A 23,218-nucleotide genomic window follows, 5' to 3' on the forward strand; every position below is an offset into this window, starting at 1 on the left:
CGGCAAGGGCCGGCCGCTGGTCATGCTGCTGAGCGAGGGCCAGATGAGCGACTACAAGGGCGCTGCCCTGATGCTCGACGCCTTGCCTCCCGCCAAAGCCTTGCTCGGCGATCGAGGCTATGACGCCGACTGGTTCCGCAAAGCGCTTGCGGAGCGCAACATCACCGCCTGTATTCCCTCAAAGAAGAACCGGAACGTGCCAATCCCGCACGACGCCGCGCTCTATCGTCAGCGCCACAAGATCGAAAACATGTTCGGCAAGCTCAAGGACTGGCGGCGCATCCACACCCGATACGACCGTTGCGCACACACCTTCATGTCCGCCATCTGTATCGCCGCCGCCGTTATCTTCTGGCTCAATCAATGAGTCCTGAGCCTAGCAGATGCAGATAAAAGTAACCCCACCGGAAAGATCTCCACGGCGGGACCAGAATTCAGGAAGGGCCGCTCTACAGGGGAGGAGCGGCGAGCCGGCTACGGTGCACCGCGATGACGTTATGATGACGATGCCTTCTGCCACTTGCCGAAATCTTACACCGTCCAGAACATGGGATTGCGCAGCCAGTCGTCGATGGCAGATTCGCGCCCATTGTAGACTTTAATCTTCATGCCCTTCCTGCGAGGTCCAGACCTCATGCGCGTCGATCTGGATGCGCAGGATGGCGCGCAGCAGGGTGGCGCGGGCGTCAATTTCCTGGCGGCGCGTCTCGTTCGCCTGGCGGCGGGCGAGCAGCGTATCGGCGAGGTCGATCTGGCCCAGCTCATAGCCTCTCTTCGTCCGGGTCGCGGCGGCGGCGGCACTGGCGGCAGCGCTTTCCATGCTGCGCCAGACCGCTTCGCGGGCGCGGACATTGCTGAGATCGGCGGCGGCGGTCGCCTCTATCTCGCGCCGCACGCGGGCGAGTTCTAGTTCCGCCGCACTGGCGTCTGCGGTCGCCTGGTCATGCGCGGCGCGGCGATAGCCACCGCCCAGCGGAATGGAGCCGACCAGACCGATGCCCTTTTCCAGCCCGCCCCGTTCGCTGAAGACGCGCACGCCGAATGACGGGTCGGCGATGCGATCGGCCGAGGCGCGGCGGGCGACCATGGCCAGCCGCTGCGCCTCCCGCTCCGACGCGCGGATCTCATGGCTGCGCTCGATCACCAGATTGCGCAGTTTCTCCAGCGCCGTGGCGGGCATGGCCGGATCGGCAAGCAAGGGCGCCTCTTCGGGCAGAGCAAGGCCGGGGAAGCCGGCGGCGAGCTTCACCCGCGCCTCATCCCGCGCCGCGCGGGAGCTTGCGGCCTGCGCCTCCGCCTGAGCCAGCGCGGCTTCAGCCTGGTCGACGTCCAGTAGCGACGCGTCACGCAACTGGGCACGGCGGCGCACGGCCGCCATGTCCTGCGTCAGGCTGGCGGCGGAATCGAGGTCGGTGCGATGCTGGGCACTGGCGACCAGCCAGTCATGCCAGAGATCGGAAAAGGCGAGCGCGGTCTGATGCCGTACATCCTCCATCAGATTATGCGCCACCTCGATGCCCAGCTCGCCGGCCTTGCGATCCAGCGACGCCTTGCCGGGCAGGCGGAACGGGCGGGTGAGGTTGACGTCATATTCACCATAATCGCCCTCCCCCTCGGCCGAGCGGCGGGAGACCGTGCCCTGGAAGGTAAACTCATGGCTGCCCCGGCGGAGCATGGCGGCGCCGGCCTCGGCCGAGCGCACGCGCGCTTGTGCCGCAGCCACGGCGGGATGGCTATCAAGCGCTTCGACCACCAAGGGTTCGGGCGGCAGGTCGGTGCGCTGGGCCCAGGCGGGCGTGGTAATGAGGGCGGTGGCCGACAGGAGAAGCGCACGGATCATGCGATGCGCCCCCGTGCCGCGACCGGGCAGGCGTGCCAGCGGACCGGATGGCCCCGCCGCGCATCGGTGACGGCGGCGACCAGCGGGGCGACATCGTCCGCCGCCACGATCAGGTCGATCGCCGCCCGGCGCAGCGTGCCGCGCACCTGCTCGCCTGCGCCGGCATCGCCGAAATCGCGGCCCAGCACCTGCTCGTCGCGCAGATGGAGCGGCGCCGGGGTGCGGCCGCGCAGCGCGTCGGCCACGCCGTCGCGGTCGATCGCGGCGCAATAGAAGGTCAGCAACATGTCGGTCATGATCGGGCTTCCGTGGCGCCTTCACCGAAGCGCTCGAACAGGATGGGCAAAAGGATGAGGGTGAGCAGGGTCGAACTGACCAGCCCGCCGATCACCACGATGGCGAGCGGCTTCTGGATTTCCGACCCTGGCCCGGTCGCGAACATCAGCGGGACAAGGCCGAAGGCCGTGATGCTGGCGGTCATCAGCACCGGGCGCAGCCGGCGTTCGGCGCCCAGTCGCACGGCCTGGGCCATGCTCTGCCCTTCTTCGCGCAACTGGCGGAAATAGGCGACGAGGACGAGGCCGTTCAGCACCGCGATGCCGAGCAGCGCGATGAAACCGACCGAGGCAGGCACGGAGAGATATTGGCCCGATACCCAGAGCGAGATGATGCCGCCGACCATGGCGAAGGGAATGTTGGCGAGGATCAGCAGCGACGCGCGCATCGAGCGCAGGGTCATGAGCAGCACCAGCAGGATCAGCAGCAGCGCGGCCGGGATGACCAGCATCAGCCGGGCGGAGGCGCGCTGCTGATTTTCGAACTGGCCGCCCCAGACCATGCGATAGCCGGCCGGCATCTTGATCTCGCGATCGACGGTGGCGCGCGCCTCATCGACATAGCCGACCAGATCGCGGCCCGAGACGAAGGCCTGGACCAGCGCGTAGCGCGAGCCATTTTCATGGTCGAGCTTGACCGGCCCCTCGGTGCGTTCGACCCGCGCCATGTCGCTGACCCGCGCGACGGTGCCGTCGGGCGTGCGCAGCGGCAGGTCGGCAAAGCGGGTCGCGTCGCTGCGGATCGTCTCGTCGCCCTTGACCAGGATCGGCACACGCTTCTGCCCGTCGGCGACGACGCCGGCATGCACGCCCTCGATCTGGGCACGCAGCGTGTCCTGCATCTGGTCGATCGGCATGCCGAAACGGCCGGCGGCGGCGCGATCGATATCGAGCTGGAGATAGTCGACATGGTCGTTGGCGACCGTCATCACCTCCGAAGCGCCGCGCGTCTTCGACAATATCTTCTGCACCTGCCCGGCAAGGTCCGACAGGGTGGCGAGGTCCGGGCCGAAAATCTTGACGGCAAGGTCGCCGCGCGATCCGGTCAGCATTTCCGAGACGCGCATCTCGATCGGCTGGGTGAAGGTCGGCTCGATGCCGGGCAGCCTGTCGAGCGACTTGCGGATTTCATCGACGACGAATGCCTTGTCGCCGCGCCACTCCTTCTGGGGTTTGAGCACCACGAAACTGTCGGTCTCGTTCGGGCTCATCGGATCAAGGCCGATCTCGTCGGTGCCGACGCGGGCGATGATCTGCGCGATTTCGGGCACATCCTTCATCAGCGACTGCTGCACTGCCGTGTCGCCCAGCACCGACTGGTCGAGATTGATGGTCGGCAGCTTGGCGGTCTGGACGATCACCGAGCCTTCATCCATCGACGGCATGAAGGTCTTGCCGACCGCGCCATAGGCCAGGCCCGCCAGCACCAAGCCGAGCGCGGCCAGGCCATAGACCAGCCGTTTGCGGCCAAAGGCACCGTCGAGCAGCGCCCGATAGCGCGGCGTCAGCTTGCGCATGATCCAGGGTTCGCCATGATGGCCAGCCTTGAGGCCGAGCGAGGCGAGCACCGGGACCAGCGTGAGCGCGATCAGCAGCGATCCTGCCAGCGCGAAGATGATGGTGAGCGCGACCGGGGCGAACAGCTTGCCCTCCAGCCCTTCGAGCGAGAGCAGGGGCAGGAAGACGAGCGCGATGATGACGATGCCCGCCGACACCGGCACCACGACTTCGCCGGTGGCGCGGTAGACATGGTGCAGTCGCGGCGGGCCATCATCCTTCGCATGATTGAGCCGCTCGACGATGTTCTCGACCACCACGACCGCGCCGTCGACCAGCATGCCGATGGCAATGGCCAGGCCGCCCAGGCTCATGAGGTTGGCCGACAGGCCCATGCCGCGCATCATCAGGAAGGTGACGAGCGCCGACATCGGCAAAGTGGCGGCCACGATCGCCGCCGCGCGCCAGTCGCCCAGGAACAGGATCAGCAGGATGATGACCAGGACGGTCGCCTCGATCAGCGCCTTTTCGACCGTGCCGACGGCGCGGCCGATCAGGTCGGATCGGTCATAGAAGACGGCGATCTTGGTGCCCTGTGGCAGGGTCTTTTCCAGTTCGGCGACGCGTGCCTTGACGCCATCGACCACGGCGCGGGCATCGGCACCGCGCAGCGCGATCACCAGCCCCTGCACCGCCTCGCCCTTGCCGTTGGCGGTGACCGCGCCATAGCGGGTCAGGCTGCCGGTGCCGACGGTCGCGACATCGCCCATGCGGACGATGCGGCCATTGCGGGTGGCGATGACCATCGACTGGAGGTCCGCTTCCGACTGGATCGCACCGACCGCCCGGACGATCAGCGATTCCTCGCCCTGCGACAGGCGACCGGCGCCGTCATTGCGGTTACCGCGCTCGATCGCTTCCTGAAGATCGGCGATGCCGAGGCCCGCGCTGGCGAGCGCGATCGGATCGGGCCGCACCTCGAAGGTGCGAACGAAACCGCCCAGCGCATTGACGTCGGCGACGCCCGGCACGGTGCGCAGTGCCGGCCGGATCGTCCAGTCGAGAAGGGTGCGCTTTTCCTCCAGGCTCAAAGGCCCTTCGATCGTGAACATGAAGATGTCGGACAAGGGCGTCGAGATCGGTGCCATGCCGCCCGATACCGCGGGTGGCAGGTCGCCCATCACGCCCGACAGGCGTTCGGCGACCTGTTGGCGCGCCCAGTAGATGTCGGTGCCGTCGACGAAATCGATGGTGATGTCGGCGATCGCATATTTGGCCGAGGAACGCAGGATCGCCTGCCCCGGAATGCCCAGCATCTCCATCTCGATCGGGGTGATGACGCGGCTTTCCACCTCCTCCGGCGTCATGCCGGGGGCTTTGAGGATCACCTTCACCTGGGTCTGGGCGATGTTGGGATAGGCATCGACCGGCAGGTTGACGAAGGCCCAGGCCCCCAGCACGGCGGTCAGCAGGGCAAGCGCGATGACGATCAGGCGATAGGACAGCGCCCAGGCAGCCAGCGATTTGAGCATCCGGCCTTACTCGCCCATCGCCAGCGGCTTGAGCGCGCTGGTGCCGGCGACGACGACCTGCTCGCCCGGCTTCACGCCGGACAGGATCAGGACATGATCGCCATCCTTGCCGCCGGTCCTGACCGGACGTGCAACGACGCCGGCGCGGGTGCGCACGAACAATGTGTCGCCGCCGGGCAGCGTCGTGACGGCGGCGGCGGGCACCATGGCGGCACCGGCGGGCGCGGGGCCGAAGATCGACAGGCTGGTGGCGCGGCCGGCCATGGCACCGGGGCCAGCCGGCAACTTGGCCTTCAATGTTACCGACCGGGTGGCGGGATCGATGGTCGATCCGACGGCGGTCACCGTGCCGCGCAGATCATCGCCCAGCGCCACGGTCATGCCGGGCTTCACCTGCCCCGCCAGCCGCTCGGGCAATTGCGCCTGCGCCTCATATTGGCCGGCCGCATCGATCACATAGGGCGCGGTGGTGCCATCGACGACGCTGCCGGCATGGATCGCGGCGCTGGTCACGCGACCCGCGATCGGCGCGGTCAGCGTGTAGGTGCCGCTGGCGCCCGATCCGTTCACCATCGTTAGGATGCGGCTCTTTTCCGACACGTCGGCGCGGGCCTCGCCCAGCACGGCGCGGGCCTCGTCCGCGCGGGCGCCGGCGATGATGCCTTCGCGTTCCAGTTGCGACAGGCGGCTGGCGCTCGATTGCGCCACGCCCAGCCGTGCGCTCGCGCGATTGAGGTCCGCGCCCATGGACAGGACATCGCGGCTCGACACGATGGCCAGCGGCTGGCCGCGCCGCACTTCCTCGCCCTCGACCACCAGAATGCGGGTGACGACGCCGGGGAAGGTAGCGGCGACCGCGACACGGGCGTTGGGCGGCGGCGCGATCAGCGCGGGCACGACCGCAATCGGCGCCTCGGTGGCAGCGACGGCCGCGCCGAATTTCAGCCCCAGCCGGGCGATATTGTCCGCCGTCAGCGGGATCGATCCGTCCGCCTGTTGCGCCGCAGCGCTGTCATTGGCGGGCGCGGCCTGCTCCCCCGAACAGGCAGCAAGCGACAGGAGGGCGAGAGCACCGGGCAGGCACACGAATCGGAATAGCGGGACCATGGCCCCCGCCCTACGGGATCAAACTGACGAGACCCTGACGAGGAGGCCGGGGCGCTACAACCGTGGCGCGAAATCCAGCACCAGTTCCTGTGCATCGGCCACGCTGGAGAGGGTGCCGCCATGCGCGGCCATGATGCGGGCGACGATCGCCAGCCCCAGCCCGGCGCCTTCGCTGCTGGCATGATCCGCGCGGCGATGGCGTTGGACCAGTTCGGCCAGCCGCTCGGGCGTCAACCCGGCGCCACCATCCTTCACCCGCAAGCGCGGACCGGGGCCAGCGATCACCGTGACGGCGCCACCCGCCGGCGTCACCCGCAGCGCATTTTCGACAAGGTTGCGCAGCGCCGCCGCGACCGTCTCGCGCTGTCCCATGATCGGCGCGACATCGCCGACGCGGGTCAGCGACAGGCTCTTGTCGGCAGCGATCGCGCCGGGCGCCATCAGGCTGACGATTTCGGCGCCGACATCCTCCAGCCGGACGCTGTCGCGGATCGACTGGGCTACACTCTGCGCCTCGACCCGCGCGAGCAGCATCAACTGGTCGATCAGCCGGCGCATCGCGATCACCTCGGCGCGCAGACGCGGCGCATCGGGATGGTCGAGCCCGTCCAGTTCCAGCGCCAGCACGGCGAGCGGCGTGCGCAGTTCATGCGCGACGTCAGCGGCGAACGCCTCATGATCGCGCGCCGCCTGGTCAAGTTGGCCAAGCAGGCGATTGACAGCCTGGGCGAAGGGCACGGCCTCGGTCGGGAAGGCGGCATGATCGATTAGCACGCCACGCTGATGGCGCTCGGCCACCTGCAACTGGGCGACCGCCTCCCCCAATGGCGCCAGCGCCTTTCGGATCACGATCAGGCTGGCCATGCCCATCGGGATGATCAGCACCAGGATCGGCAGGATGACATGCTCGAACAATTCGCGGAAGGCATGGCGGGCGGCAGCCGGGTCGCCCAGCGCGGTGAAGCTTTGCTGATGTTCGTTGATGATGAAGACGAGCAGCAGCGTGGTGCCGATGAAGCCCACGATCGATAGGCCTATGAAGAGCCGACGGGCAATCGAGCTACGCTGGCTCATGCCGCCGGCTCCCGCAGCATATAGCCGACGCCGCGCACGGTATGGAGCATGCCACGCGCGCCCGCTTCCTCCAGCTTGCGGCGCAGGCGCGACACCGTGGCTTCGACCGCATTGGGGGTGACCGGTTCGGCAAAGGAATAAAGCGCGCTTTCGATGCTCTCGCGCCGGACCACGGCGCCGGCCTGACGCAGCAGCAGTTCCAGCAGATCGGTCTCGCGGCGGGACAGGTCGATCGCCTGCCCCCCGCACAGCGTCATACGCCGCGCCGAATCGACCAGCAGCGGACCGAAGCGCAATTCGGTCTGGGCACGCGGCCCCGGCCGACGCATCAGCGCGCGGATGCGGGCGGCGATCTCGTCCACCTCAGCGGGTTTCACGACATAATCGTCGGCGCCGGCATCAAGGCCGGTGACGCGGTCCTCCAGCGCGTCGCGCGCCGTCAGGACCAGGGCAGGCTGCATATGCCCCTGCCGCCTGATGTCGCGCAGCCAGGCAATGCCGTCGCCATCGGGCAGGCCGCGATCGACGATCAGTACATCATGAACTTCCGCTGCGACGGCCTCTGTCGCAATGATCAGCGTTTCGGCATGGTCGCAATGGAACCCACGCCGCTCGAGGCCGGCAATCAGCAGTCCGGCCAGTCGACTATTGTCCTCAATCAGCAAGAGACGCATGACCAGTCTCATCCCGTTTCATCCATGGTGGATCAACAGATTTCTCTGGAAGTCGCCAAGTTTCTTGGCCCTCGCCGCCCTCTCCTGCTCATCCTTCGGCGTGAAACGGTCGGCATAGCAGACGCTGGTCCCTACCTCGCCCTTGCGGACATTGCCGCCCAGCGCCTGCGCCTGCCGATAGGCGATCCAGCGCTGCGCGCCATAGCCCCGCTCGAACAGACGGTCCAACAGGATCAGGATATTGATGCCTGAATAGCAGCGGCCCGTTGCCGCATTGCGGAGAAGCCCCGTGACAGTGAGGCTCGTGTCCCAGGGCTGCACCCATGGCAACCGCCCCTCTTCCAGCTGTGCGATGATGTGCTGCGTCACATCGTCATAGAGCGATCCGTTCCCCGTACCCATGTCCTTTCTCCTGCCTCTCCAGCACCGGCCGCCGGAATGGCGGGGATGGGCGGCAAGGAGGCGCACGGCAGGCCCGTGCCCATAAGGCGGGCTGCACCCGCAGGGCCGCAACGCAAGGGAAGGAGCCGGTGCAGCCGCGCTGGCCGCAGCCAGCAGCCCAAAAGGCTGCAATGCGTCAGCGGCCGTCACCTATATGGGACGAGATAGGCAAAGCCGTCTCGGAGGCGCCAGGGCGCCATAGGGCGTGGTCCGCCAGAGGCGGAGACGCCAAAAGTAAAGATCACATCGACAGAAAAATCTGACAGGCTTCAAATATTTTTACACACTTCATGAGCATTACAGAAAGGTAAATTCAGAATTATAAAACATGTTTATTTGATAATTAAAAGAGATGCACGCACTAATTGTTGCGCCATCACTTGAATATAGCCAAAATAGCATATTTGACTTTAACCGATTTTATCTCGACCATTAACTCCACCACTCCACCACTCCACCACTCCACCAATACAATCAGTGAATTCTTGATAAATAAGGAATGACCGCAAAGGACACGGCGACATCATTTGCGCGTGACCTGCCCCAGCGTGAGCATCACCACACTGTGCTGGGGCAACGTCACGGTCAGAGCGCCTTGCGAGAGGGTCGCGCCACTGAACGGGACAGGCCTCACCACATCGGGCGATCCGAAATCATTGTGCGACTGGACACTCGGCGCGGTCAGGATACGCCCCTCGACCATAGAGGCGGTTACCCCCTCCAGTTTCGCGGTCACTGTCATCGGTCGATTGGGGTCGGTGTTGGCAAGGGCGATATGCACAATGCCTACCCTGTCGCGCACCGCCGCTGCGCTGAGCGCAGGCATCGCCCATTGATCCCTGCTGTACCAAGGGGATGCCAATTCCAAGGGCAGGAAGGTCGCATCCTGGAAGGGCTTGTACATGTCGAACACATGATAGGTGGGCGTCAGCACCATCTTGTCGTCGCGGGTCAGGATCATGGCCTGGAGCACATTCACCATCTGGGCGATGTTGGTCATGCGCACCCGGTCGGCATGGCGGGCGAACAGGTTGATGTTGAGCGCGGCGATGATCGCATCGCGCATACTATTCTGCTGATAGAGGAATCCGGGATTGGTGCCGGGTTCAACATCGGTCCAGATGCCCCATTCGTCCACCGCCAGGTTGACGCGCTTTTCGGGATCATATTTGTCCATGATCGCGCCATGCTTTTCCAGCAGTTCCTCCATGACCAGGGTGCTGGCAAGCGTGCGGGCATAGTCCGTTTCGGTGAACTGGGTCGCCGATCCCTTCACCTTGCCGCGCGTGGGGTGCGTGTAATAATGCAGGCCGATACCGTCGATCGACTTGCCGGCGACGCGCATCATCACGTCGGTCCAATCATAATCGCGGCTGTTCGCCCCGCTCGCGATCTTGAGGATCTTCGTGCCACGCGGTGCTTTCACGAAGGTCGCGTAACGGCGTGTGACGTCAGCCGCATATTCGGCGCGCATGTTACCGCCGCATCCCCACAGTTCGTTGCCGATACCGAACATCGGAAGTTTCCAGGGCTCCTTGCGGCCATTCTTCGCGCGTTCCTGCGCCAGCGTACCGGCCGGCGCGGTCATATATTCGACCCACTCCGCCATTTCCGCCGGTGATCCATTGCCGACATTGCCCGACACATAGGCTTCCGCGCCGATCAGTTCGGCGAAATCCATGAACTCATGCGTGCCAAAACTATTGGGTTCCGCGACGCCGCCCCAATGGGTGTTGATCTTGACCGGACGCTTACCACGCGGGCCGATCCCCTCGCGCCAATGATATTCATCGGCAAAGCAGCCGCCCGGCCAACGCACCAGCGGCACGTTCAAATGCTTCAGGGCGGCGACCACATCATTGCGATAGCCCCGCGTGTTCGGGATTTTCGATTCCGGACCGACCCAGATGCCACCATAAATGCGATAACCCAGATGTTCGGCAAATTGACTGAATATCCTACGATCTATTGTCGCACCGGGCTGGTCGGCATGAAGCGTCGCCGACACGTTCAGGATCGTGGCGGCTGCCGGACTTTCCTGCGCCATTACTGATGCATGCGGCGTCATGATCGCCGTCGCCAGCAACCCGATGGACAATATGGAGCGCTTGATCATTCCGTCCTCTCCCAATCCGGCACGTTTCACGCGTTTCTGAGCGGCTCCACGATCGCGGCGATGTCGCGATGTCCTTCCCCGGCAGAGTCGGCCTCGACGAAGCGCTGCCGTGCGGCCTGGGCGATAGCAGAGGTGATGCCGACATCGGCCAACGCCTGCGCAGCATATCCCAGATCCTTTGCCATCAGCGGCACCAGGAAATGCGGGGCATAATCGCGATCGAGCATCCGTCGGCCCACGCCCTTCACCATCGGACTGGCGGGGGCACCGTCGAAGAGAATGGACATCGCCTGCTCGACGTCCAGTCCATGCTTCTCGAACAAGGCGATGGCTTCTGCCAAGCTGGCCGCCTGCACGCCGCACAGGTAATTATTGGCAAGCTTGACCGTAGCGGCGCTGCCGACGGGGCCGAGATGGACAAGCGCCCCGCCCATGGCATCAAAGGCTGGGCGAGCGGCTTCGATCGCATCCGCGTCGCCGCCGACGAGGAAGCGGAGCGTACCCTGCGCCGCCTGATCGCGACTGCCGGTAACGGGCGCTTCCAGGAAACCTATGCCCCGGGCGACGGCTTCGCGCGCCAGACCGAATACCCAATCGCCGGTCAGCGTGCTGGATTCGATCGCGATCGCGCCCGCCTTCATCGCGGCGAGCGCGCCATCCGCTCCGGTCCAGACCATCTTAGACACGTCGTCATTCGCCAGCATGGCGATGACGATGTCGGCATCTGTCGCCGCCTCCGCCGGCGAGGCGGCGATATGGGCGCCAGCCTCCCCCAATATTGCCGCCTTATCGGCACTACGGTTCCACACCGTCACGTCGAAACCGGCCGACAGCAACTGGCGCGCCATGCCCGATCCCATGATGCCCAAACCAAGTACCGCCACTTTCATCTTCATCATCCGATCACCTTGAAACGCGCGAGCGCGGCCTCGTCAATTTCGAGCCCCAGGCCCGGAAGATTATCGTCAAGATCGATATGGCCATCGACTGCCTGGGGCTCGCCCTTGAAGATGTACCAGAAGAGCTCGTTGCCCACCTCCACATCGACCATTGGGAAATATTCGGCGATGGGGCTGTTGAGGCTCGCCATCACCACATGATAATTGTGCATCTGGCCGGCATGAGGGACGACGGGGATGGAATAGGCTTCGGCGAGCGCCTGTATCTTTCGCGCGGCGGTGATGCCGCCGACGCGGTTGGTGTCGAACTGGAAATAGTCGAGCGATTTCGCCTCGATCATCTGGCGGAAGCCATAGCTGGTAAATTCATGCTCGCCCGCCGCGATCGGCGTCGTGCCGAACCGGCGCAGTTCATGATAGCCGTTGATATCGTCGGGAATGATCGCCTCCTCCAGCCAGCGCAGGTTGAAGGGTTCGATGAGGCGCATCATGCGCTTCGCATAGTCGAGGCTCCAGCCCATATAGGCGTCGGCCATGATGTCGATTTCGTCACCCACCGTTTCGCGCACGGTGCGGATCAGTTCGACATTGCGCGCCATGCCCTCCGCCCCGTCGATCGGCCCCCAGCCGAAACGCAGCTTCATCGCCTTGTAGCCCTGCGCCTTGTAATTGGCGGCTTCCTGCGCCAGCTCGTCGAGCGGGATCGAGTAGAGGCGGCTGGCATAGACCGGGATCTTCGCCTTGGTCCGGCCGCCCAGCAGGCGGAAGACGGGCTGTTTCGCAGCCTTGCCCATCAGATCCCAGATCGCGATGTCGAGCGCGGAAATCGCAACCAGCGCCACGCCCTTGCGCCCGAATGCCATGGTCTTGCGATACATATGCTGCCACAGAAACTCGCTGTCCCACGGATCCTGGCCGATCAACAAGGGGGCAAGATACTGGTCGATCAGTTGCTTGGTCACGAGCGGCGCGAGCGCGGCATTGCCGATCCCAACCAGCCCCTGGTCGGTGAAGATTTCGACAATCAGCCAGCCATGGAAGGTGAAGGTGCCCATGGTTTCGGGCGACAGCATTGGCGACACCATATCCATGGGATTGGTGCAGAAGTGCGGCGGCAGCGGGACGGTTTCGCCTTCCCACTGGACGACGCGGGTGCGGATTTCGGTGATTTTCAAGGGACGACCTTTCGAGTGAAGCTGAGAGGCGAAATGCGGGGGATGGAGCGGCAGATCAGCGCGAAGGCGATCAGGTGCAGGGTGGCAGCAACGGTCAGCACCGGCGCGTAGCCAAGCCCGGCGTCGAGTGTCCAGCCAGCCGCCTGCCCCATCACGATGCCACCAAAGGCGCCACCAAGGCCGACCAGCCCGGCAAGACGTCCCAGGGCGCTGCGCGGCGCAAGGTCGGTCGGCAGGGTCATGACGAGGGTCGACCAGCTTTGCTGCCCGAAGAAGGCGAGGCTGAAGATGCCAATGACCGCTGCGACCGAGGCAGTCGCGGGCGCCAGCATGACCCAGGGCATGCAGGCGGCGCTCAGGCCCAGGGCGATCTTGCGGGCGGCATCGACCGAACGGCCGGCGGAAAGAAGGCGGCTGGAGAGCCAGCCACCGCACAGACTGCCGACACCCGATGCCGCATAGGGAATCCAGCCGATGGTCGCCGCCTGTTTCAGGTCGAAGCCATGCGCCTCGAAGAGATATTTGGGCAGCCAGAAGAGGTAGAAATACCAGGCTCCGTCGCTCAGGAACTTGGCGCCGACAAGGCCACGCACTTCACGGCGGGCAAGGAGCATGGCCACGGTCGGCGCCAGTCCGGCGTCCTCGCCTGCGGAGACGACGTCCCCAGCGGGCGTGCGATAGGTCAGGAACCACCAGAGCGCCCAGGCGAGGCCGAACCCGCCGGTGATGAAGAAAACCCACCGCCAGCTCGCCAGATCGAACCAGTGCCCGTAGGCCAGAATGCCCGCGATCAAGGGCGGTGCGACGACGGCGCCCACTGCCGTCCCGGCATTGACGAGGCCCATGGCGGCCGCGCGGCGTTCAGGCGGAAACCATTCGGCAATGGCGCGGGTAGCGGCGGGGAAGCCGCCGCCCTTCCCTATGCCCAGTAGCAGGCGGCTGACGACCAGCGCAGCGATGCCACCGGCCACGCCATGGCTGGCGCAGGCAAGCGACCAGAAGATCATGATCGCCAGAAAGCCACACCGCGTTCCCACCCGATCCAGCAGCCAGCCGCCACCCAGATACATGAGGCCATAGGTGGCGAGGAAGGCGGAATCGAGAAAGGCCTTGGTCTGGTTTCCAATGGAAATGTCGGCTTCGATATATTTGATCGCCCAGGGAAGCGTCTGGCGATCAAGGTAGGAGATGGCGATGGCGACGGTGATCATCGCCGCAATCGCCCAGCGTTCCCGGTACGGCCCCGATGCGGCCACAACGGCCATCCTATTGCGCGTCCAGGATCAGCAGGGCGACACCCTGGCGCGGAAGCGCAAGATCGATGCTGGCCGCGCCACGCGGGCCGGCGACAGCGACCGTCTCCGCCTTCATGACCGACGCGGCCTCCAACTGCGCATATTGATCCTGATCGGGCGACTGGGGCGAGCCCATCTTCTTCCAGGCGGCAAAGGCATTGGCATGATCGCCATCCACTCGCCACAGCGTCGCCGAGGACGGCGCAGCCTTCAGTCCCTTCAAGCCGATCTTCAGCTGCGCATTCGGCCCGGCGACATCATCGTCATGATAATGCCAGAGTAGCAAGGCGACCTTGCCGTCCGCTGTGCGGGTGGCGATCGATCCGATGTCGGCGTCGCCCTGAATCCCCTTCGTCATCGCCTGATCGAGCGGGATCTGTGCGCTGTTGACGGTCGTCAGCCTGGTCTCCCCGAGTTGGGCGAACATGCGGAAGACATTGAGAACCGGCAGATCGACGCCGTTGGTGGAAAGCTGCCGATAGCCCGCAAACCAGGGCTGATCCTCGAACTCGAACGACCAGGACAGGACGCCTTCTAGATTGACCTTTCTCCGTTCCGCCAATTCCCAGATGCGCGCGAAGCTGGCGGCGGTGTAGCTCGAATACATGGTACCGTTGCGATAGTCGTTCTGCGGCCCAGGACAGGCCGCGCAGCCTTCGGGATCGCTTTCGCCGATCACCACCGGCTTCCCGGCCAGCGACGGGATTGACAGCACTTTGGTAAAGCCGCGATCCGTTTCCCGCAAATGGGTCGCGATCCCCATGCGGACATGCCCGTCGACAAATTCCGGTCGGCCCTTGGCATGGAAGGACAGGAAATCGGTGGGCGTCCCGGTCTGGCCGGTCACATAATTCTTGCCGGACGACACATGCCTCAGGAAGCCGTCCATGAAAGCGCCGCCAGCGCCCGCGACGTCCGGACCGCCGACCCGCGCGGTCGGCAGCGCCCGACGCACCGCGCCGATCGCATAGTCATGAAGCTTGTAGAATTCCTCCGGCGCAGCGGTCCAGTAGAAGGGCGAGTTCGGCTCGTTCCAGACCTCGAAATACCATTTCTCGACCTCGGCCTTGCCGTATTTCTCGATATTGTGGAGCGTCCACTGATAGACCAGTTCCGCCCATTTCTCGTAATCCTTGGGGGGATAGGTCCAGCCGGTCGCGATCAGCTTGTAATCGAACCCAGGCCGCCAGCTATGCTGATAGGGCGTGCCGGCCGGCGCAGATGACATGGCTTCGGGCATGAAGCCGATCTGGAGATAAGGTCGGACGCCGCGAGCCAGATAGGTGTCGATGATGCCGTCGACAACTTTCCAATCATAGACGGGTTTGCCGTCCCTGGTTTCGGTATAGGCGTTGCTGCTGCCCCATTTGAAGGCGGCGGTGCCATCGCCGCTGCTCAACAGGTTATGGGCACGGAAATAGACCTCGCCCTTCTTCAGTTCGCCCAGTTCGACCAGCAATTTCCGGCCGTCCTTCATGGTCGCATAATTGGGCTCGTCCGCGCCGAAGAAGCGCCAGACGGGCGGCAGCTTGCCTGCTGGCTTGGCCGCGTCCACGCTGATCGCGACCTGCCGCGCCGGCATTGTCTGGCCATGGGCCAGTTGCGGCAGCGCCAGCAGCACCGACAGCGAGGCGATCACTCGGGAAATGGTCATGGAACATCCTCTCGATATGGGCTTGTTCAAAGCTTTGCCCGGAAACCAAGGGCAAAGGTGCGCGTGTAAAGAACCGTGTCGCGCGGATAGAGACTGGGGTCGTTGAAAGAGGTTTGATAGAGATTTTTCAGAATGTTGCTCGCGTCGAACACGACCGTGAACTGGGGATTGATCTCGTAGGACAAAGACAGGTCCAGATTGCTGATCGCACCGTTGGCAATGAAATTGGGATTGACCCCAGTAAAATGCAGGCCAGCATTATATTTGTCGCGCCAAACATAGGAGGCGCGACCGGAAAAGCCGCCCTTCTCATAGATGAGCGTGGCGGTACCGGAATATTTGGACACATTCTGGAAGGGGATGTCCATATAGCCGGTAACGCCAGGCAGCGGCGAGAGCGCCTTGTTGTTGCCATCGATATAGGTGCCGTTGGCACTGATACCGATGCCGTCCAGCCATTGCGGCAGTCCCTTGGGGAAGAAGGTGAAGCCGCCCTCGATTCCCTGCAGGCGTCCCGAACCGGAATTTTCCGGGCGGGTGATCTGATAGACGCCATTGTCGTCGCCCAGATAATCGATGTCGAAATTGCTGGTAACCGACTGGATGAAGCCCTTGACGTCGCGACGGAAGATCGTGGCGGTGATCGAGCTGGAACGGTCGATATACCATTCGAGCGACAGGTCGTAATTGTCGGAGCGGATCGGTTTCAGATCGGCGTTGCCGCTCGTTCCCCGGCCGAACGGTTGCTGACCGGGTACCGGTGGCGTCAAAGTGAGCGCCGGATTGAGCTGTGCGAAGCTCGGGCGCGTGATCGTCTTGCTAGCAGCGAAGCGCAGGAAGAGATTGTCCTTCAGCTTGTAGCGCAGCGCCAGGCTGGGCAACACATCCGTGCTCTTGTTCCGGATCGTGACGGGTGAGGTGGCGCCGCGCAGAACCAAGAAGGCATTGGATGTGATGTCGGTGCGGATCACGCGCACGCCGACCTGCCCGTCCAGTTGTCCGACCTCGATATTGGCCTGGCCATAGCCGGCCTGGTTTTTCTCCTTGATGTCAAAGTGCTGGGTATCCTGGAAAGCCGGATCACCGGGCGCGAGACCGAACAATTGCCGTAGCGATCCGATATTGTTCAGCAGATATTCGGTGCCCGGCGTTGCCCATTGCTCCACGAACTTGCCGGTTCCCGTATCGAATCCGCCAGGTGTCACCGTCATCAGCCCCGGCAGGCTGGCCGCCTTGACAGCATAGCATTTGACCGCAACCGCCGGACCGCAATTCACGGTCTGGGTGAAACTGTCCGACTGCGCATCGCGCTGGCTGAGCCGAAGGCCCGTATCCAGCCTGGAAAAGATCAGGAAAGGCGCGCGGTAGGAGAGATCGCCCCGCCAGGCCCATTCCCTGCCGTCGCCGATCGTGCGCGTGGTGGACAGGCGAGACAGATAATAGCGGTCCGGATCGGCAATGTCGTCATTGGGCAGGGAGAAATAGGGGGTGCCCGATCCATCATTGAAGACGGCATCGGTGCGGGACGCGATGAAGTCGACGTCCAGATTATTGCCGACGTCGGTGGCCTTAGACCTTGTGTAGGACAGTTCCGTCGCGGCCTTCCAGTCGTTGGCCTCCCAATCCGCTCCGATCGCCCCTTGCCAGCGATCCGCCTTGTTTCGGTAGGCCGTGCCGAAATTGGCGACACGCCCGCCGCTGATGCTGAGCGATTCTACCAGCTTGGTATCGCCCACGAATGCGAGCGGCGAGCGCAATGTGCCGTTCATCGACGTGAAATTCTGATTGCCGTTGCCGCGTTCGCGATAGCCGTAGAAAAGGCCGCCAACATGAATGGTCAGGCGATCATCCGGCGCCCATTGCAGCGTGGCATTGACGGCCGGGCGGGTCCGGGTGCCGATCCGGTCGAAGGCACCGATAACGTCGGTCCGAAACACGGCAGGGTCATTTGCGCCGTTACCGCGCGGGTCGAGCGGGACGCCCGGGGTGTAGGGCGCGCGGCTATTGTCGAGATTATAGCCGAAATATCCGCCGCTATAGACCGTGAAGTCGCGATAGCGGGTCTTGTGGTAGGAGACGCTCACCAATACGCCAATCTCGCCGATGCCGGTCGACCAGCGATTGCTGATGAGCGCGCTGGCATAGGGATCGATCGTATCGGGCTGCTCGCTATAGACTTCGCGTCCGGCCAGCGCGACTTCCAGCCCCTTGAAGTCGAAGGGCCGGCGGGTGCGCACGTTGATGAGCCCGGCAATGCCGCCTTCCAGTTGATCGGCGGAACGCGATTTGTAGACGTCGACGCCGGCAACCAGGTCTGCCGGCACATCGGCCAGCGACAGGGAACGGCCGGTGGTACTGAAAATGTTGCGGCCGTTGACCAATGTCACGACGTCGGGAAGGCCACGGATCAGCACGGTCGCGGATTCGCCGCGCGCGCGGGGCGAAACCTGGATGCCGGGCACGCGCTGAAGCGCCTCGACCACATTGTTGTCGGGTAGCTTGCCGATATCCTCGGCAACGACAGAATCCACCAACTGCTGCGCATTACGCTTGATGTTTTGTGCTGACGAAAGGCTGGCTCGCATGCCGGTGACGATGATGTCGACATCGCTCACGCCCGTCCCGCTCGCCTCCGCATCACCCTGTGCCACGGCCTCTTGCGCCGCCAGCAACGCGACCAATGAGATGGACAGCTTCATAGCGCCTTTCATCACAGCAATCCCTCCGAGTCATTTTTATTTCTCATACTAGATTATGCGAATTAAAGGTGGTTTCAAGCGATATTTTGACGGAGTAATAGGGACATGTCGAAAATTCTCCACTTTTCCTCATACCAGTTCTGGCAAATGTCGGATCTGGCTTGACGATCGCAGCCGCAAATCGGACGAGAACCTATGACGCAAGCAGATGAGCACCCACTGTCCCGCCCCGCCAGCCAGCCCCAGCGCGCCGTGCACGACAGGATCGCGCATGACCTGGGCATCGCCATCGTGGGCGGCCGCTATCAGCCGGGAGACATATTGCCAGGCGAGGAGCGTTATAGCGCCGAACAGGGCATCTCGCGGACCGCCTATCGTGAGGCGGTCCGCGTCCTGTCAGCCAAGGGGCTGGTCCATAGCCGGACGAAGAGTGGCACGCGCATCAACGACCGGCTTCGCTGGAACATGCTGGACCTAGACGTTCTTGCATGGATGTTCGAAGCCGGCCCCACGCCCGAGTTTCTCCGCGACATCTTCGAATTGCGTATCGTGGTGGAGCCGGCCGCGGCCCAGTTTGCAGCGCTGCGCCGTGATACGCAGGACATTTCACGCATGGGTCATGCGCTCGAGGAAATGCGGCGCTGCGGACTCCAGACGATGGAGGGACGCGCAGCCGACCAGAATTTTCACCGCCAGATCCTGCTCGCAACCCGCAATGAATCCCTCATCACGCTCGCGACATCGGTCACGGCGGTAGTTGCCTGGACCACGCGCTTTGCGCGCGACGAGCGCCAGGAGTCGCGCGATCCGATGCCCGACCATGACGCCGTTTTCGACGCGATCATGCGAAGAGACGGTGAGGATGCACGTTCGAAAATGCTGCTGCTGATCGGCAATGCATCGAGCGATGCCGGCATGCTGTGAACGAGAAAAACTATTTCTCATACCAGATATTGCAGTATCCGGCAGCAGACCGAACGGAACAACCCGCGCCGTTCACCCCACCTGACACAGCGCTTGCGCTTCGAGCGTGCCCAGCCCCTTCTATATCCGGGTGCCCGACATGAGCTGCCCCAAATCGCTTCCCGCGGGCCGCTGGAACAGGCGCAGCCCGAATTCGGGCAGGATCGCGATCAGATGGTCGAAAATATCGGCCTGTATGCCTTCATACTCGGCCCAGACGATGCTGTTGGCGAAGGCGTAGATTTCCAGCGGCAGTCCATGTTCGCTGGGCGCCAGCTGGCGCACCAGCAGGGTCTGGTCGGGGCGGATATTCGGATGCACGCGCAGATAGGCCAGCACATAGGCGCGAAAGGTGCCGATATTGGTCAGCCGCCGGCCATCCAGCCTGTTGTCCGCCGCATGGTCCCCATTCCAGCGTGACAGGTCATGCTGCTTGTCATGCAGATAGGTTCGGAGCAGGCCGAAGCGTGCGACGGCATCAAACCCTGCCTCATCGAGAAAGCCGACACTGTTCTGGTCGATCACCAGCGCCCGCATGATCCGGCGGCCGCCCGATTCCTGCATCCCGCGCCAGTTGCGAAAACTCTCGCTGATCAGCCTGTGCGTCGGGATGGTGGTGATGGTGCGATCGAAATTCTGGACCTTCACCGTGTGCAGCGCGATGTCGATCACATCGCCATTGGCGTTGAGCTGCGGCATCTCGATCCAGTCGCCGACCCGGATCATGTCGTTGGAACCGATCTGGACGGATGCGACCAGCGACAGGATCGTGTCCTTGAACACCAGCATCAGCACGGCCGCCATCGCCCCCAGCCCCGACAATAGCAGCAAGGGCGACTGGTCCATCAGCGCCGCGATCATCAGGATGCTCGCCGCGCCATAGACCAGCAGCTTGGCCACCTGCACATAGCCCTTGATCGGCCGGTTCGCGGCATCGGGGCGGCGCTGATACAGGTCGTTGCCGAGCGTCAGCAGGCCGCTCAAGGCGATGGCCAAGGTCAGGATGATGAAGGCGGCGCACAGGCTGGCGATGAAGCCGGCGAGCCTGACCGGCAGATGCGGGACGGCGGCGACGCCCGACTGGATGATGAGCGCCGGCACGATGTTGGACAGGCGCGCGACGACGGCACCGATATGCGCGGCCTCGACCCGGAACGGCAGGTGATCGATCAGCCGCAGCAACAGGGCCAGGACGATACGCTTGGCCACCCAGTTGGCGCCCCAGGCGAATGCGCCAAGCAACAGCAATCCCGTCATGGCCTGCAACCAGCCATTCTCGACATAGCCGCGGGTCAGGATCTGGAGGCTGTCCGACGCGATATAGAGCTGGCTGATCATGCGGCACGCTCCCGTCCGAACGGATCGTCGTGGAGCGACCGGCCTGCCGTTTCGGGCATGAAGCGGAGCGCAATCAGGCCGATGATGCAGGCCGCCATCATGTAGAAGGCCGGCATGAGTTCATTGCCGGTCACGCCGATCAGCGCGCTGCCGATCGCCGGCGCCGTGCCGCCGAACAGCGAGGTCGACAGATTATAGGCGATCGCGAAGCCGGCGAAGCGCGCGGCGGTGGGGAACAGCGCCGGGAAGGTCGCCGAAATCGTCGCCAGTTGCGGCACATAGAGCAAGCCGAGCAGGACGAAGCCGATGATCGCGCCGACCAGGCCCGTCGCCATCAGCATGTAGAGCGGCACCACCGCGACCAGCAGGCCGATCAGCGACAGGCGCCACATCGGACGGCGCCCGATCCGATCGGACATATGCCCGGCGATCGGCAGGAAGACCATCATGAAGAGCATGCCGATGATCGGCACCACCAGAGCCTCGTCCGGGGACAGGCCGATGCGGCGCTGCAAATAGGTCGGCATGTAGCTGAGCAGCGTATAATTGACGACGTTGAGCGCCACGACCAGCCCGCCCACGACCAGCATCGGCCGCTTATGATCACGCAGCAGCCGGGAAAGGGACGGCGATCCGCTGCCTTCGGCCGCCTGCTCGCGAAAAACCGGCGTGTCCTCCATCCGCGACCGCAGATACATGCCAATGAGGCCCATGGGCGCGGCCACCAGGAAGGGAATGCGCCAGCCCCAGGCATGCATGACCGCGTCCCCCAGCAGTAGCGAAAAGCCCAGCATCAGCGCCGCGCCGAAGGAGAAGCCGGCGAGCGTGCCAAACTCCAGGAAGCTGCCATAGAAGCCGCGCCGCTCGTCGGGCGCATATTCGGCCATGAAGGTCGCGGCCCCGCCATATTCGCCGCCAGTCGAAAAACCCTGCACCATGCGCAGGATGATGAGCAGCGCGGGCGCCGCCCAGCCAATCTGCGCATAGGAAGGGATGAGGCCGACGGCCAGCGTCGCGCCCGACATCAGCAATATGGTCAGCGCGAGCACCGACTTGCGCCCCAGACGGTCACCCAGCGGTCCCCAGAACAGGCCACCCAATGGCCGGACGAGGAAGGAAATGGCAAAGGTCGCCAGCGCGAACAGCACGGCATCATCCACCTCGCCGGGAAAGAGCGCGGCGGAAATATAGGTCACGCCATAGGCATAGATGCCATAGTCGAACCATTCGGTGGCATTGCCCAGCGCCGACGCAGCGATGGCCCGGCGCAGCGTGGCCTTGTCGGCCTGCACCGGGGCAGCAGGGGTGGCAGGAACGGCGGAAGCGGTCATTCGGTCAGTCCGTCTACGGTATTGGGATCGAGCAGCGAGGCCACCGGCGTGGTGCGCGGCACGATCTGGAAGTCCTGCTGGTCGGGCACCGGCACGGGCGGGGTCGCCGTCTGGCGCCAGAGGCCGAAGGCCAGCGTCGCGCCGGCACACAGGGCAATGAAGAGAAAGAGGCCGCTCGTCGGCGCCAGGCTCATCAGCAGGGCAGCGCCGAGCGGACCGATCGCCGCGCCGACCGAATAGAGCAGCACCAGCCGCCCGCTCGCCGCGACCCGCTCGATCGCCAGCAGCCGGTCGTTGCAGTGGGCGACGCAGAGCGGATAGAGGGCGAAACTGAGGCCGCCGAACAGGGCGCCAAGCGCCAGCAGCAGCGGGCCGCCCGACACCAGCATCGCCAGCACCGTGCAGACCGCCAGCGTCGCGGCAAAGCAGCCGACGATCACCCGCCGCCGGTCGAGCCGGTCCGACAGGCGCCCCAGCGGCCATTGCAGCGCGACGCCGCCCAGGATGACGATCATCATGAAACTGGCGGTCGCGCCAAGATCCAGCCCCAGCCGGCGCACATGCACCGCCGCCATGCCATAGAAGGCGCCCAGCATCAGCCCGGTCGCGACCGAGCCGACGGTGCCGAGCGGCGAGGCGGCATAAAGGGCGCGAATGGTGAAGGCCTGCGCATCGACCGGCGCGGGGGCGCTGCTGCGCGTCAGGCAGAGCGGGATGATGGCCAGGGAAATGAGGATGGAGGCGATCTGGAACGGCACCGCCGGCAACGCACCGCTGGCGCCCAGCAGCAATTGCCCGACCGCCTGCCCGGAATAAAGGGCGACCATATAGGCGGCGAGCACGCTGCCGCGCGTTTCCGCCTCCGCCCGATCGTTGAGCCAGCTTTCCAGGCAGATGAACACGCCCGCAACGCAGATGCCATCGATCAGGCGCAGGCAGGCCCAGAAGAGCGGATATTGGACCAGTGCATAGGCCAATGTGCTGGCCGACAGCAGCGAGACGAAGGCGGCGAAGGCGCGGATATGCCCCACCTGTCGCACGATCGCCCCGGCCCGCAACGCACCCACCACAAGCCCACCGAAATAGGCGGTGGCGACCGCACCGATCGCCATCGTGCCGGCCCCTGCCCGCTCCAGCCGCAGGCCGATCAGCGTGGACAGGAAGCCGCTGCCCGCCATCAGCATGAAGATGGCGAGCAGCAGGCTACGGACGGGGTGGATCGCGGCGAACATGGGGGATGACCGGGGG

The 23,218-nt window shown here is 64.3% G+C and carries 18 protein-coding genes; 2 read left to right on the top strand and 16 right to left on the bottom strand.

Going from position 1 to position 23,218, the window contains the following annotated elements:
- Positions 1-367 (top strand): IS5 family transposase (locus AC13EK_RS20180; protein WP_483022371.1); only part of this gene is annotated, 367 nt, incomplete at its 5' end.
- 231 nt (positions 368-598) lie between these two features.
- On the opposite strand, the gene AC13EK_RS20185 is transcribed toward AC13EK_RS20180, so the two are convergent.
- The 13 genes from AC13EK_RS20185 to AC13EK_RS20245 all read right to left on the bottom strand — a co-directional run bounded on the left by AC13EK_RS20185 (position 599) and on the right by AC13EK_RS20245 (position 18,338).
- Positions 599-1,840 (bottom strand): TolC family protein, encoded by a 1,242-nt coding sequence (locus AC13EK_RS20185; RefSeq protein ID WP_069337321.1) that lies wholly within the window; start codon positions 1,838-1,840, stop codon positions 599-601.
- Positions 1,837-2,136, bottom strand: a complete 300-nt coding sequence (locus AC13EK_RS20190) for a DUF3240 family protein (RefSeq protein ID WP_069337322.1) — start codon at positions 2,134-2,136, stop codon at positions 1,837-1,839. Before AC13EK_RS20190 ends, AC13EK_RS20185 begins: the two co-directional genes overlap by 4 nt.
- Positions 2,133-5,204, bottom strand: coding sequence for an efflux RND transporter permease subunit (locus tag AC13EK_RS20195; protein WP_069337323.1), 3,072 nt, complete (start codon positions 5,202-5,204; stop codon positions 2,133-2,135). Before AC13EK_RS20195 ends, AC13EK_RS20190 begins: the two co-directional genes overlap by 4 nt.
- 6 nt (positions 5,205-5,210) lie before the next feature.
- A complete protein-coding gene (locus tag AC13EK_RS20200; protein WP_069337324.1) occupies positions 5,211-6,311 on the bottom strand; it encodes an efflux RND transporter periplasmic adaptor subunit in 1,101 nt (366 codons plus the stop codon).
- A gap of 54 nt (positions 6,312-6,365) precedes the next feature.
- Complete coding sequence (locus AC13EK_RS20205) at positions 6,366-7,385, bottom strand: sensor histidine kinase (RefSeq protein WP_069337325.1); 1,020 nt, start codon at positions 7,383-7,385, stop codon at positions 6,366-6,368.
- Entirely contained in the window at positions 7,382-8,059 is a 678-nt protein-coding gene (locus AC13EK_RS20210) for a winged helix-turn-helix domain-containing protein (protein WP_069337326.1), read from the bottom strand. Before AC13EK_RS20210 ends, AC13EK_RS20205 begins: the two co-directional genes overlap by 4 nt.
- 18 nt (positions 8,060-8,077) lie before the next feature.
- Positions 8,078-8,461: an ArdC-like ssDNA-binding domain-containing protein gene (locus AC13EK_RS20215; RefSeq protein WP_069337327.1), complete on the bottom strand. Its 384-nt coding sequence runs from the start codon at positions 8,459-8,461 to the stop codon at positions 8,078-8,080.
- 562 nt (positions 8,462-9,023) lie between these two features.
- Entirely contained in the window at positions 9,024-10,616 is a 1,593-nt protein-coding gene (locus AC13EK_RS20220; RefSeq protein ID WP_069337328.1) for an alpha-N-arabinofuranosidase, read from the bottom strand.
- A 26-nt stretch (positions 10,617-10,642) separates the two neighbouring features.
- Positions 10,643-11,515, bottom strand: coding sequence for an NAD(P)-dependent oxidoreductase (locus AC13EK_RS20225; RefSeq protein WP_081331709.1), 873 nt, complete (start codon positions 11,513-11,515; stop codon positions 10,643-10,645).
- A complete protein-coding gene (locus AC13EK_RS20230) occupies positions 11,512-12,690 on the bottom strand; it encodes an L-rhamnonate dehydratase (RefSeq protein ID WP_069337329.1) in 1,179 nt (392 codons plus the stop codon). The genes AC13EK_RS20225 and AC13EK_RS20230 overlap by 4 nt, the downstream gene beginning before the upstream one ends.
- Entirely contained in the window at positions 12,687-13,955 is a 1,269-nt protein-coding gene (locus tag AC13EK_RS20235; RefSeq protein ID WP_139150006.1) for an MFS transporter, read from the bottom strand. Before AC13EK_RS20235 ends, AC13EK_RS20230 begins: the two co-directional genes overlap by 4 nt.
- A 1-nt stretch (position 13,956) precedes the next feature.
- The gene (locus AC13EK_RS20240; protein ID WP_069337330.1) at positions 13,957-15,639 is read right to left on the bottom strand and encodes a GH39 family glycosyl hydrolase; all 1,683 of its coding nucleotides are present in this window, start codon (positions 15,637-15,639) and stop codon (positions 13,957-13,959) included.
- A gap of 26 nt (positions 15,640-15,665) precedes the next feature.
- Positions 15,666-18,338, bottom strand: a complete 2,673-nt coding sequence (locus tag AC13EK_RS20245; RefSeq protein WP_069337331.1) for a TonB-dependent receptor — start codon at positions 18,336-18,338, stop codon at positions 15,666-15,668.
- 195 nt (positions 18,339-18,533) lie between these two features.
- Here AC13EK_RS20245 and AC13EK_RS20250 point away from each other — a divergent pair, with 195 nt between their 5' ends.
- A complete protein-coding gene (locus tag AC13EK_RS20250) occupies positions 18,534-19,262 on the top strand; it encodes a FadR/GntR family transcriptional regulator (protein WP_277788373.1) in 729 nt (242 codons plus the stop codon).
- 120 nt (positions 19,263-19,382) lie between these two features.
- On the opposite strand, the gene AC13EK_RS20255 is transcribed toward AC13EK_RS20250, so the two are convergent.
- The 3 genes from AC13EK_RS20255 to AC13EK_RS20265 are packed head-to-tail and all read right to left on the bottom strand — an operon-like array spanning position 19,383 to position 23,202.
- On the bottom strand, positions 19,383-20,639 hold the full coding sequence (locus AC13EK_RS20255; protein WP_069337335.1) for a mechanosensitive ion channel family protein: 1,257 nt from the start codon (positions 20,637-20,639) through the stop codon (positions 19,383-19,385).
- Entirely contained in the window at positions 20,636-21,970 is a 1,335-nt protein-coding gene (locus tag AC13EK_RS20260) for an MFS transporter (protein WP_069337336.1), read from the bottom strand. The genes AC13EK_RS20255 and AC13EK_RS20260 overlap by 4 nt, the downstream gene beginning before the upstream one ends.
- On the bottom strand, positions 21,967-23,202 hold the full coding sequence (locus AC13EK_RS20265) for an MFS transporter (RefSeq protein ID WP_069337337.1): 1,236 nt from the start codon (positions 23,200-23,202) through the stop codon (positions 21,967-21,969). Before AC13EK_RS20265 ends, AC13EK_RS20260 begins: the two co-directional genes overlap by 4 nt.
- Between the last annotated feature and the right edge of the window lie 16 nt (positions 23,203-23,218).

The organism is Sphingobium sp. L-44 (genome assembly GCF_056859495.1).